Raw genomic sequence first — 11,815 nt, 5'->3', positions numbered from 1 at the left:
ATTGGAAACGACAATGACCCAGCCTATCTCGCCCCTGCTTCCGATCTCCTATTCGAAGGAAGTCGCCGCCGCCAAGCTGCGTGGTGCGCCGATCGTCGCTCTGGAATCGACGATCATCACCCACGGCATGCCCTATCCAGGCAATATCGAGATGGCCCGCAGCGTCGAAGCGATCATCCGGCAGGAAGGCGCGGTACCCGCGACCATCGCCGTCATCCATGGCACCCTGCATATCGGCCTCGAGCCGGAAGAGCTGGAATCACTGGCCAAGACGGAAGGTGCGATGAAGGTTTCTCGCGCCGACATCGCCTTTGCGATCGCCGAACGCCGCACCGGTGCGACCACCGTTGCCGCCACGATGATCGCGGCCGCCCGCGCCGGCATCAAGGTTTTCGCCACCGGCGGCATCGGCGGCGTGCATCGTGGTGCCGAAGAGAGCTTCGATATTTCGGCGGATCTTGAAGAGCTTTCCCGTACCGGCGTTATCGTCGTTTGCGCCGGCGCCAAGGCGATCCTCGATATTCCGAAGACGCTGGAAGTGCTGGAAACCCGCGGCGTTCCCGTCGTGACCTACGACAGCACCGAATTCCCGGCCTTCTGGTCGCGCTCGTCCGGTCTGACGAGCCCGCTGACGCTGAACAGCCCCGCTGCGATCGCCAACTTCCAGACGACGCGCGAACAGCTCGGCATCGATGGCGGCATGCTGATCGCCAATCCGGTTCCGGAAGCCGACGAGATCCCGCGTGAGGAGATGGAAATCTATATCGAGCGGGCCCTCGACAGTGCCGAGCGCGACGAGATCACCGGCAAGGCGGTTACGCCTTATCTGCTGAGCACGATCTTCGACATCACCGAAGGCCGCAGCCTCAAGACCAATATCGCGCTTGTCGAAAACAATGCGCGCCTGGCCGCGGAAATCGCCGTCGCTCTGGCAGACTAATCAAATAATCAAAGCCCTAATCACAGGAACGGCCGGGTACGCAATCGCCTGGCCGTTCTTTTTTGTTTCAGGTCAGGACGAACAGACCCAGAGCAGACCGCAATTCGGCAAGCGTTGCCTCCGTTCGCTCCCTCGCCTTTCGCGTCCCCTCACGCACTATCCCCAAAACATGGTCGGGCTCTGCGGCATAACGCCGACGGCGCTCGCGGATCGGTGCGAGCAGCGCTTGCAGAATATCCTCGAGATATCTCTTCAAGGTTATGTCACCAAGCCCGCCGCCGCGATAATGCACCTTCAGCTCTTCGATCAGCTGCCGATCCTCACAGAAGGCATCCAGATAAGTGAAGACCACATTTCCCTCGATCTTGCCGGGATCGCTGACACGCAAGTGATCCGGATCGGTATACATTCGCCGGACGGCATCCCTGATCTCATCCGGCGATGCCGAAAGCGGGATCGCATTGCCCTGTGATTTGCTCATCTTCGCCTTGCCGTCGACCCCAGGCAGGCGCCCGACCTTCGGCACCATCGCTGCAGCCTCCACCAGAACGTCTCGCCCGATCTGGCGGTTGAGACGGCGAACGATCTCGTTGGTCTGCTCGATCAACGGCGCCTGATCCTCGCCGACGGGAACGACCGTCGCCTTGAAGGCGGTGATATCGGCGGCCTGCGCCACCGGGTAGCAGAGAAAGCCAGCCGGCACATCGCGTTCGAAGCCGCGCAGCTGGATCTCCGTCTTGATCGTCGGGTTGCGCTCGAGACGGCTGACCGTAACGAAATTCAGGTAGAGCATCGTCAGCTCCGCCAACGCCGGCAAGGCCGATTGAACGCAGATCGTCGTCAGTGTCGGATCGATGCCGACCGCGAGGTAGTCGATCGCGACTTCCAGCACATTGCGCCGGACCTTTTCGGGATCATGCGCATTGTCGGTCAGTGCCTGCGTATCCGCCAGCAGCAGGAATTGCTCATGGCTGTGCTGAAGTGCAACGCGGCTTTTCAGCGAGCCGACATAGTGACCAAGGTGAAGTGGACCAGTAGTCCGGTCGCCCGTCAGGATGACGGGACGAATATTGGTATCGGAATGCATTCTTTAGCTCCGCAAAAAGGAGCCGCCGCAATCGGGGAAGGAAAATAGAAATAGACCAATGCCTGCCGGATCACGGCGGCAGGGTCGATTTCAAGACATGACGACTGCCGCTCCTAAAAGGAGCGCCACCACTTTTGGCAATTGGGCCTGGCAAGGTCGATCATGGGCGGTTGATTACACCGTTGCGCCGTAATCGGCAACATGGAGAGGCGCAAAACGCCCCTCACCTAATTCTTGTCCAGGGTCTCGCGCACGACGACGGCAAGCTGCTTTAGCGAGAATGGCTTCGGCAGGAAGCCGAATTGGGCGTCCGCTGGCAGGTTGCGGGCAAAGGCATCCTCGGCATACCCCGAAACGAAGATGAACTTCAGATCCGGATATTTCTTGCGCAGTTCGCGCAGCAGCGACGGCCCGTCCATCTCAGGCATGACGACATCGGAGACGACGACATCGACCTGGCCGTCGAGCTCCTCCATAATGTCGAGCGCCTCGACGCCGGAGCCGGCCTCGTGGACGGTATAGCCTCGCGTCTCAAGCATGCGCTTGCCACCGCGGCGGACAGCCTCTTCGTCCTCGACAAGCAGCACGACAGCGGACTTGCCTGTGAGATCGGCCGGCTCTTCCGGAGACGCGGCGACACCCGCACTCTGGTCCATGGCAGTAACATCGCGGCTCTCCGCCACTTTCGCTTCCGTCACGGCAGGCATTTCGACGATGTGACGCGGCAGGAAGATGCGGAAGGTCGTTCCCTTGCCCACTTCCGATTCCGGTTGGATATAACCCCCGGACTGTTTGATGATGCCATAGACCATCGCAAGGCCGAGACCGGTGCCCTTGCCAACTTCCTTGGTCGTGAAGAAGGGCTCGAAAATCTTGTCCATGATCTCAGGCGCGATACCGGTTCCGGTATCGCTGACCTCGACGAGCACCATATCTTCATGCGGAAGGTAAGGATAGTTGAACGCACTAACATCGGCCGCAAGCAGATTGCGGGTGCGCAGCGTCAGCGTGCCGCCGCCCGGCATGGCATCGCGGGCATTGACGCAGAGGTTGATCAGCACCTGCTCGAACTGTGAGAGATCGGTTTTCACGGGCCACAGGTCGCGCCCGTAATCGACGTCGAGTTTGACATGCGTACCGGACAGCAGCCGATCAACCAGCATGCGCAGATCGCCGATCACGTCTGTCAGGTTCAGGATCGTCGGCCGCATGGTCTGCTTGCGTGAGAAGGCGAGCAACTGCCGCACCAGCACCGCCGCACGATTGGCATTGCGCTTGATTTCCATCAAATCCGCAAAGCTGGCGTCCGAAGGTCGCGCCTGTAGCAGGAGATGGTCGGAAGACAGAAGGATTGCGGTCAGAACGTTGTTGAAGTCATGCGCGATGCCGCCAGCAAGCGTGCCGACGGCATTGAGCTTCTGCGTCTGCGCCATCTGGGTCTCGAGCGCCTTCTGCTCGGTCACCTCGACCGCATACACGATGGCAGCCTCTTCCGGCGCCTCGTCGGTTTGGTCGATGACGGCATTGACGTAGAAGCGGAAATGCCGCGTTTCGTCTTTCGGATTGCGGGAATCGATCGGCGGAATGTCGCCCTGCCGATCCTTGGCGGCCGCCAGCGCCTGCTGCAGCTGCGGCCGATCACTTTCGTTGACGACACTCTCCAGGGCAGCACCGCGCTCGATATCATCACGCGAGACTAAATCCGAGAAGAGCTTGAGGAAGGGCGCATTCGTCCTAAGAATACGGCCATTGCCATCGACTGATGCGATCGCCATCGGCGTATTGTTGAAGAAGCGGCTGAAGCGCATCGCAGCGGCCGAGGCTGATTGCTCTGTATCCGCGCCGTTCTGTCGGGTCAGGACGATGGTGCGGCTCTCGCCGGGAGCGCCGTCGCGCATCGACGTGACGCTGTGGACGATCTGAACCGGCAGGCTCTGGCCATTGGACCGGCGCAGATCGAGATCGAGCGTCACCGTCTTCTTGAGACCCGGTTCCGCCTGTACCGATTGGATCAGCGCCAGCCCCTCACCGGCGACGAGATCGCCTATGGTCATCGAGCCCGGCACGAACTTGGTCAAATCGAGGCCCAGCCATTCGGCAAGCGTCGCATTGAGATAGAAGATCTCGCCCTTGCGTCCGGCGGAGAAAAAGCCGGCCGGCGCGTGGTCGAGATAGTCGATCGCGTTCTGCAATTCCTTGAAGAAGCGTTCCTGATCGTCACGCTCGGAGGTGATGTCGGTGACCTGCCAGATATGCAGTACCTTGCTGCTGCCTTGCTCCGGCGGCAGCACCCGCGCCTTCAGCCGGTACCAGTGCGCACCATTGCCGCTTCCGTCCACCGGACCGAGCGGCTTCAGCAGGCGGAACTCTTCCGATCCCTCATTGCCGTCGCGCAGGCCATTGGCAAGACGATAGAGAGCCTCGTTGGACTCGCGATTTCGCGATAGCAGCATTTCCAGCGACTGCACTTCCGTCGCCTTCGTCGCACCGGTCAGGCGGCCGTAAGCGGTATTTGCGTAGACGATACGGCCCTTCTCATCAGTGATCAGCGTCCCGTCGGGATGGCTGTTGAGGAAGGAGCGCGCCAAGCTGTCAGACTGCGGCTGCGGCATGACCTCGACGAAACCGATGATTGAGGAGACCAGGAAGAAGATGCCAACCATGGCAAGAATGCCGAGACCGCCGAGAACCGCTTCATTGTCGAGCTGGTTCTTGAAGACGACAAAGGCCGCTGCCGCGGCCACGAGCACGAGCGCAAGCAGGATGATGCGCAGCACGGTTCCCGAACGAACCCCGCGATCCACCAGCGGCACGCTATACTCGTCGGATGGACGCTGCTTCGTCATAAACCCCTCGTATCAGCCGTTCTCCTCGCGACATGTCATACACGTTGGGGGTCGCCGGAGTCGGACCTTTCGAATCTTCTTTATCAATTTGCGTCATCCGCAAAAAGCTTTGCCGGGCCAGAAAGGCTTGAATTCACAAGCAATAGAATACAACAGCCCGCAATCGCATCTTGTCTCCGGCGCAATCCTGTTCATATGATCACCGTATAGAAGGGTCACGGTCAAAGCATTACCCGCAACAGTTGCGCCTGTTGCATAATTCCTTAAATAGGATTCGATTTAAGGATAAAATTATGCAGCGGATTTAAAGCACTACAGCGACCTTTGTGCGTCACATGTGACGCACGGCGCTGTAAACCGCGACATCGGGGACAATTACGGAGTATCTCGATATGTTGGACGATATCGCCGGAGCCTATGGCAGCCGTTTCTTTCTCGCAGCCGGTGGAGTTGGCATTGCCCTGCTCGTGCTCATCGGCATTCTGTGGATCATGCGCAACCGAGCGCCTTCCCCCTTCGTGCGCGGCGGCAAGAACCGTCAGCCTCGCCTGCAGGTGCTGGATGCCGCCGCCGTCGATGCTCGCCGCCGTCTCGTGCTCGTGCGACGCGATGGAATCGAGCATCTGATCATGATCGGCGGCCCGACGGACATCGTCATCGAGTCAGGCATTTCCGATGCCACCCGGGCTGGAACCGTCGCGACGCCGGTCGGGATCCCCATGGCATTTGAAGAGCGGCAGCAGCAGCAGCAGAAGGCGACTGCGGTGGAAGCTCCTCCCGCAGCGCTCCCGCAACGCCAACAATCCGCCGAAGACAAGATTGAAGCCTATTTGCGCAACGAACCCCGCCTTGCGCCTGCACCGGAACCCGCTCCAGAGCCGCAGGCAGCCGAACGCCCACAAGCCGCCGCTGTCAAGCCGCCGCAGCCGGCCCCTCAGCCCACTCCGGCAATCAGCGAGGCTGAAGCAGCCGATATACTGGATGCTGCTCGCCACGTTGTCCTGCCGCAGCAGCAGCCCGCTCCCGTGCGCCAGGCGGCAGTCGAACCTACCGTCGCACCGGCGCCGACGCCTGCTGCCGAACCCGACAATGATTTCCAGCGCATACTGGAAGCTGAAATGTCGAAGAACCTGACCGCCGAACGGATCATTCCGAACGCGCCGGCGCCGCGGCAGGTGCAGCAACAGCCAAATGCCGCGCCATCCCCAAACCCAGGCCCGGCAAAACGCGTCGAACCCGAACTTGCACCGCTGACCGGAGCCGACAGCGCCCTTCAGAAAGAAGTCGCTCGCATCTTCGGGGAAATGAGCGTCAGCCGCGACAAATAGGGCGCGGCCTCTCAAACGCCGGAATCGAAAAAGGCACGACGGATATCCATCGTGCCTTTGTTCTATAAGCCCGGTCGAAACCGAACCACCATTCACTCGTCGCGATAAACCTTCTCGCGGCGCTCGTGGCGTTCCTGTGCTTCGATCGACAAAGTGGCGATGGGACGAGCGTCCAGACGCTTCAAGCCGATCGGCTCGCCGGTTTCTTCGCAATAGCCGTAAGTACCGTCTTCAATACGCTGCAAGGCGGCATCGATCTTGGAGATGAGTTTACGCTGGCGATCGCGAGCCCGAAGCTCGATGGCTCTATCTGTTTCCGAAGATGCCCGATCAGCAAGATCGGGATGGTTTGCGCTTTCCTCTGCCAGATGATCCAGGGTCTCGCGCGCTTCTCTAAGGATATCGTTTTTCCATGCTACCAGCTTCGCTCGAAAATAAGCTCGCTGGTTCAGATTCATGAACTCCTCGTCTTCCGAGGGCACATAATTGCTAAGATCGATCTTCTCACTCAACGCGATTCTCCTGAAGAACATCTCATATGGCTGGGCTGTATATCCCAACCAATAGTGCCGATTCAAGCCAAATAGATGCTGTCAACTGATTTTTAAATTTGTCATAAAATTCGGCTAAGGGTCTATTTTTTCATCACTTCTTCTCATCGAGCCAGATTCGCGCCTCTCGTAACCTTCCCGTGATGATGGAGCATTTCGCCTTCTGACGGATCGCGCAGCAGTTGACGGCACCGATGAAGAGACGTTACCTCTTGAGTGAAATGGAGCCTCGGGATCTTGCCATGATCAGCATTTCGCCGCCGCCCTCGCGGATCTATCTTCTGCGCCACGCCGAGGCCCTACAGGCTGTACCCGGGCAAAGAGATTTCGACCGTCCCTTGAGCGACAATGGCTACGCCGCAGCCGAGATAGTCGCCGACGAGGCAGCCGATAAAGGCTACAAGCCCGACTTCGTCATTTCCTCCACCGCGCTGCGCTGCCGCCAGACCGCCGAGGCTATACGCCGCGTCGTCACCCCGTCGACGGAATTCCGCTTTGTCGACGAACTCTATAACGGCTCACCGGATGTCTATCTGTCACTCATCGCCGCGCAGACCGATCAGGACTCGGTCATGCTAATCGCGCATAACCCGGTCATCGAACTGACGCTTGCGGCCTTAATCGGACGCGAGGCTCTGGCCGGCGCTCTGCCGCGCGGCTTTCCGACAGCCGGGCTTGCCATAGTCGGTTCGACGCCATCGGGCTGGGTGCTGCTCGACTTTGTCACCGAATAGAGACTTCGCCGATATATGCGGCGACCGCCCTCGCCGCTGCAGACACATATCCGCTCATCTTTTCGGCGCAAGTTTCCATCCCTATATTCACGGCCACGCTGTCATCCAGGGATCCCGCCTTGCCCCCGAGCCTGACCTCTTTTACCGACGACGCCCTCATTGCATTTGACAATCTTGCCGATCGCGCCGCCGGCCTCGTCAATCCGACGATCCGTCTGGGTGTCACAGGCCTCTCCCGTTCGGGCAAGACCGTCTTCATCTCCTCGCTGGTACATAATCTGCTGAATGGCGGACGTCTGCCGCTGTTCGAGCCGGTGCAGTCCGGTCGTGTCTCCGCCGTTCGCCTCGAGCCGCAGCCGGACGATGCCGTGCCGCGTTTTCAATATGAGGACCACATCCGTGCCCTAGTCAAAGACCGCATCTGGCCGGATTCGACGCGTGCTATCTCCGAGCTGCGCATCACGCTGGATTATCAAAGCGCCAGCGGCTGGAACCGCCTGTTTTCGCCCGGTCGCCTCTCCATCGATATCGTCGATTATCCCGGTGAATGGTTGCTCGACCTGCCGCTGCTCGCAAAGGATTTCCGCACCTTCAGCCAGGAAACGCTGGCTCTGGCGGAGACCGGCATCCGCGCCGAGCTTTCACGTCATTGGCTTGGCATAACGGGAGCGGCAGATATCGCTGAACCCGCGGATGAGATGAAGGCACGCGACCTCGCTGCCGCCTTTGCCGATTATCTCAAAGCCTGCAAATCCGATGAGCGCTCGCTCTCGACATTGCCGCCCGGCCGTTTCCTGCTGCCTGGCGATCTCGACGGCTCGCCGGCCCTCACCTTCGCACCGCTGAAGCTGCCTGCGGAGGGCAATGCACCGAAGGGTTCTCTATGGGCGATGATGGAGCGCCGCTACGAGGCCTACAAGTCCGTCGTCGTCAAACCCTTCTTCCGCGAGCATTTCGCCCGTCTCGACCGGCAGATCGTTCTGGTCGATGCCCTGCAGGCCATCAATCGCGGCCCGGAAGCCGTGCAGGATCTGGAACGGGCGCTGACGGACGTGCTGGCCTGCTTCCGTCCGGGCACAAACTCCCTCCTCTCCTCGCTGCTCGGCCGCCGCATCGATCGCGTGCTGGTCGCCGCGACCAAGGCTGACCATCTCCATCATGAAAGCCATGACCGGCTGGAGGCATTGACGCGCCGTCTCGTCGACCGCGCCATAGAGCGCATCGGCATGGCCGGTGCCGGCATCGATGTCATGGCCATCGCTTCGGTGCGGGCGACCCGCGAGGCAACCGTGACCCGCGAGCGGCAGACGCTTCCCGTCATCGTTGGCACGCCGATGGATGGCGAAACCATTGCCGGCGAGACCTTCGACGGCAATCGCAAGACGGCAGTCTTCCCCGGCGACCTGCCGGAAAACCCGCGCTGGCTGTTCGAAGCCCTTGAATCGGATGGGGCGAAGGTCCATCTGCCCGAGGTGAACGTTGTCCGGTTTCGCCCGCCGGAGCTCGACGAAACCGGTGAAGGCATCAAGCTCTCGGTGCCGCATATCCGCCTCGACCGCGCCATGCAGTTCCTGTTCGGAGACCGTCTCGCATGACGAAATCGACCGAAAACGAGCCGAACGGTGATCGTCGTCCCGGTGCCTTCACGGTGGAACCGGAAACCTCCAGAAAAGAGGCAACTCCGCCAGCGGTTCGCAAGCCGCAGAGCTTCGATACCGACATCGTGCTGACGCCCGACGCGGAAGATCCGTTTATCAATCCGGCCCTCGGCGCCGATTCGGATGCAACTGCCATCGCCAAGCCCCGCCGCAAGGGATTCTCCTTTGGCAAGGTGGCGCTCGGTGCGCTTGGCATTCTGGTGTCGCTCGCCTTCGGTCTCTGGACGGATCAGCTCATCCGCGACCTATTCAGCCGAGCCGACTGGCTTGGCTATACCGCCCTTGCGGTCGTCGCCATCGGCATTCTGGCCGTGCTCGCCATCGTTATCCGCGAAACTGCCGGAATGATGCGGCTCGCCGCCGTGCAGACCATCAAGGCGGAGGCGGAAGCTGCCATCGTCGAAACCCGACCGGCGCGCGCCAAAGCATTGGTCAAGCGGCTCTGCACTCTACTCGAAGCCAATCCAGACACCGCAAGAGGCCGCGCGACCCTGAAGGCAGCAGAAGACGACATCATCGATGCGCCTCAGCTCATTGATCTTGCCGAACGCGAGCTGCTCGGCCCGCTCGACCGCCGCGCCCGGGCGCTGATCCTCGGCGCATCGAAACGCGTGTCGGTCGTAACAGCCGTCAGTCCCCGCGCCCTCGTCGATATTCTCTATGTTCTCTATGAAGCGGCCAAACTGGTCCGCGCCATGGCCGAACTCTATGGCGGCAGACCCGGCACGCTCGGCATGGTCAGGCTGATGCGAGATGTGATTGCCCACCTCGCCGTCACCGGCTCCATCGCCGTCGGCGACAGCATCGTACAGCAGCTGATCGGCCACGGACTGGCGTCGAAACTGTCAGCGCGTCTTGGAGAGGGCGTCGTCAACGGCATGATGACCGCAAGGATCGGAATAGCCGCCATGGATCTCTGCCGACCGCTGCCCTTCAAGGCCCTCAAGCGACCGGGCATTACTGATTTCGCCGGCGACCTCACGCCGAATGTCACCGGCCGCAACCCGGCGTGATGACCTGCAAATTAGGGACTTCAGCACCTTCGGAAACCAAGCATTAACCATTGTAGGGCAAAAGTGACAACCAGTTTAACGGTTTCGCCTCGCTAGGGAATGTCCATGTTTTCGCGTCGATTTCTTCTTGTAAGCAGCCTTGCCGCCGCAGCCATCTCCACCGGCGTCTGGACGCAATCAGCCGATGCGGCACCCCGCGACAAGGCGTTCTTCCAGTCGATCTCAGGCACATGGAGCGGCCCCGGCGAGATTGTTGCTGGCAAGTACAAGGGCACGAAGTTCACCTGCAATCTTACGGGCAAGCCATCCGATGGCAGCAGCGCCGGCGTCAAGCTCGACGGCACCTGCCGCGTCGGCGTCTTCCAACAACCGATGTCGGCCGAAATCACACAGAACGGCAGTTCCTACAGCGGAAAATTCCTGGATGGCGCAGCCGGTAAGGGCCTCGATGTGACGTCCGGCGCGGTCAACGACAACACCGTCGTTCTCGGACTGATCCGCCAGAAGCTCAACGGCGCCATGATCGCCCGCGTTGCGGACAACAAGTCGATGAATGTCACAATCTCGGTGAAAGTCGGCGAGCAGATGGTACCGGTTATCGGCGTCACACTAAAGCGCGCCGACGTCGACCAGATGGCGGTCGGGTCGATCCAATAGTATTGATGAGAATTTATAAAGACAAAGGCCAGCAACTTTGCTGGCCTTTGTCTTATATATGCATGGAGTCCAATTCAGGCCGTCCGCCACCAGTCACGGCTTTCGTCCGCGACCTCGATACCTTCGACATCAACATCCTGCAGCCAAGCCGAGATTGCCCTACCCTTGACCACGAGATCCCCGGCGAAATCGGCAAGCGGCATCAGCACGAAACCACGCTCGACCATTCGCGGATGCGGAATGGTGAGCAGCGGCTCGGCCTGTTCCAGATCGCCATAGGTCAGCACATCGATATCGATCGTTCGCGGCCCCCAGCGCTCGATCCGCACCCGCTTCATCTGCCGCTCTATATCGAGGCACACGTCGAGCAAGGCTTCCGGCGAAAGCGTCGTATCGACCGCAGCACAGGAATTATAGAAGAAAGATTGGTCCGTCTTGCCCCAGGGCGGGGTGCGATAAAGCCGCGACACCGAAACCACCTGACAATCGCCGCGAGCGTCCAGCGTTCGCAAGGCGAGCGCCATGGCGCGGACCGGGTTGTCCAGATTGCCACCCAAACCGAGCGTCGTCCGCACGGCTACACCTTCAGGCAAAATGCTCAATGCTCACCTGCACATAATCGAGAACGCCCGGAACCGGGGCATTGGGCTTGCGTACCGTGATTTTGGCGCGGTGGATACTCGGAAAACGACGGCATAGTTCCTTCGCCACATCGAGCGCCAGCGCCTCGATCAGATAACGCCGGCGACCAGTCACGATTTCCTCGATGACGCTGAAGGCGACACCGTAATTGACGGTGTCGTCGATCGAATCGCGCTCCAGCGCATCGCTGGCCTCAACATCGAGTTCGGCATCGACGAAGAAGCGCTGACCGAGGAATTCCTCCTCATCATGAACGCCGTGCCGAGCAAAGAAGGCGCAGTTCTGCAAAGTAATAGTGTATGTCACAGCGCTCATGGCGTCTCTCCGTTTCGAACTGGCGCGATCGGGTCCGAAAACCG

General features: G+C 60.2%; 11 protein-coding genes. 6 read left to right on the top strand and 5 right to left on the bottom strand.

Annotated features, from left to right (window positions below):
• Nucleotides 1–13 precede the first annotated feature (13 nt).
• Nucleotides 14–940 carry a pseudouridine-5'-phosphate glycosidase gene (locus AC13RM_RS16345; protein WP_488555297.1) on the top strand — a complete coding sequence of 309 codons (927 nt, stop codon included), beginning with the start codon at nucleotides 14–16 and terminating at the stop codon, nucleotides 938–940.
• A gap of 67 nt (nucleotides 941–1,007) precedes the next feature.
• On the opposite strand, the gene trpS is transcribed toward AC13RM_RS16345, so the two are convergent.
• Together trpS and cckA are read right to left on the bottom strand one after the other, a co-directional pair.
• Entirely contained in the window at nucleotides 1,008–2,027 is a 1,020-nt protein-coding gene (trpS, locus tag AC13RM_RS16340; protein WP_488555296.1) for a tryptophan--tRNA ligase, read from the bottom strand.
• Between the two features lie 227 nt (nucleotides 2,028–2,254).
• Complete coding sequence (cckA, locus tag AC13RM_RS16335; RefSeq protein WP_488555295.1) at nucleotides 2,255–4,873, bottom strand: cell cycle histidine kinase CckA; 2,619 nt, start codon at nucleotides 4,871–4,873, stop codon at nucleotides 2,255–2,257.
• A gap of 392 nt (nucleotides 4,874–5,265) precedes the next feature.
• On the opposite strand from cckA, the gene AC13RM_RS16330 reads away from it, so the two are divergent.
• Nucleotides 5,266–6,201 (top strand): flagellar biosynthetic protein FliO, encoded by a 936-nt coding sequence (locus AC13RM_RS16330; RefSeq protein ID WP_488555294.1) that lies wholly within the window; start codon nucleotides 5,266–5,268, stop codon nucleotides 6,199–6,201.
• Nucleotides 6,202–6,293: 92 nt separating this feature from the next.
• Here AC13RM_RS16330 and dksA read toward each other — a convergent pair whose 3' ends face one another.
• Nucleotides 6,294–6,713, bottom strand: a complete 420-nt coding sequence (gene dksA / locus AC13RM_RS16325) for an RNA polymerase-binding protein DksA (protein ID WP_015340076.1) — start codon at nucleotides 6,711–6,713, stop codon at nucleotides 6,294–6,296.
• Nucleotides 6,714–6,994: 281 nt separating this feature from the next.
• Here dksA and AC13RM_RS16320 point away from each other — a divergent pair, with 281 nt between their 5' ends.
• The 4 genes from AC13RM_RS16320 to AC13RM_RS16305 all read left to right on the top strand — a co-directional run bounded on the left by AC13RM_RS16320 (nucleotide 6,995) and on the right by AC13RM_RS16305 (nucleotide 10,814).
• Nucleotides 6,995–7,486, top strand: coding sequence for a SixA phosphatase family protein (locus AC13RM_RS16320; protein ID WP_488555293.1), 492 nt, complete (start codon nucleotides 6,995–6,997; stop codon nucleotides 7,484–7,486).
• A 119-nt stretch (nucleotides 7,487–7,605) separates the two neighbouring features.
• Nucleotides 7,606–9,081, top strand: a complete 1,476-nt coding sequence (locus AC13RM_RS16315; protein WP_488555292.1) for a YcjX family GTP-binding protein — start codon at nucleotides 7,606–7,608, stop codon at nucleotides 9,079–9,081.
• On the top strand, nucleotides 9,078–10,157 hold the full coding sequence (locus AC13RM_RS16310; protein WP_488555291.1) for a YcjF family protein: 1,080 nt from the start codon (nucleotides 9,078–9,080) through the stop codon (nucleotides 10,155–10,157). Before AC13RM_RS16315 ends, AC13RM_RS16310 begins: the two co-directional genes overlap by 4 nt.
• Before the next feature lie 105 nt (nucleotides 10,158–10,262).
• Entirely contained in the window at nucleotides 10,263–10,814 is a 552-nt protein-coding gene (locus tag AC13RM_RS16305; protein ID WP_285173952.1) for a hypothetical protein, read from the top strand.
• A 74-nt stretch (nucleotides 10,815–10,888) separates the two neighbouring features.
• Here the strand turns inward: AC13RM_RS16305 and folK are convergent, their stop codons facing one another.
• Together folK and folB are read right to left on the bottom strand one after the other, a co-directional pair.
• Nucleotides 10,889–11,407: a 2-amino-4-hydroxy-6-hydroxymethyldihydropteridine diphosphokinase gene (gene folK, locus AC13RM_RS16300; RefSeq protein WP_488555314.1), complete on the bottom strand. Its 519-nt coding sequence runs from the start codon at nucleotides 11,405–11,407 to the stop codon at nucleotides 10,889–10,891.
• Nucleotides 11,400–11,771 carry a dihydroneopterin aldolase gene (gene folB, locus AC13RM_RS16295; protein WP_285173954.1) on the bottom strand — a complete coding sequence of 124 codons (372 nt, stop codon included), beginning with the start codon at nucleotides 11,769–11,771 and terminating at the stop codon, nucleotides 11,400–11,402. Before folB ends, folK begins: the two co-directional genes overlap by 8 nt.
• Nucleotides 11,772–11,815: the final 44 nt, after the last annotated feature.

This window comes from Martinezella sp. CNPSo 3732, from assembly GCF_057784515.1.
Note: the sequence above shows the minus strand (reverse complement) of the source record. Positions and strands in the feature narration are given on the sequence as shown.

Bases quoted from the DNA above. Each gene is read 5' to 3' on its own strand.
- folB (WP_285173954.1), bottom strand. From the start codon at position 11,771: ATGAGCGCTGTGACATACACTATTACTTTGCAGAACTGCGCCTTCTTT.
- AC13RM_RS16305 (WP_285173952.1), top strand. From the start codon at position 10,263: ATGTTTTCGCGTCGATTTCTTCTTGTAAGCAGCCTTGCCGCCGCAGCC.
- AC13RM_RS16345 (WP_488555297.1), top strand. From the start codon at position 14: ATGACCCAGCCTATCTCGCCCCTGCTTCCGATCTCCTATTCGAAGGAA.
- AC13RM_RS16330 (WP_488555294.1), top strand. From the start codon at position 5,266: ATGTTGGACGATATCGCCGGAGCCTATGGCAGCCGTTTCTTTCTCGCA.
- AC13RM_RS16310 (WP_488555291.1), top strand. From the start codon at position 9,078: ATGACGAAATCGACCGAAAACGAGCCGAACGGTGATCGTCGTCCCGGT.
- cckA (WP_488555295.1), bottom strand. From the start codon at position 4,873: ATGACGAAGCAGCGTCCATCCGACGAGTATAGCGTGCCGCTGGTGGAT.
- trpS (WP_488555296.1), bottom strand. From the start codon at position 2,027: ATGCATTCCGATACCAATATTCGTCCCGTCATCCTGACGGGCGACCGG.
- AC13RM_RS16320 (WP_488555293.1), top strand. From the start codon at position 6,995: ATGATCAGCATTTCGCCGCCGCCCTCGCGGATCTATCTTCTGCGCCAC.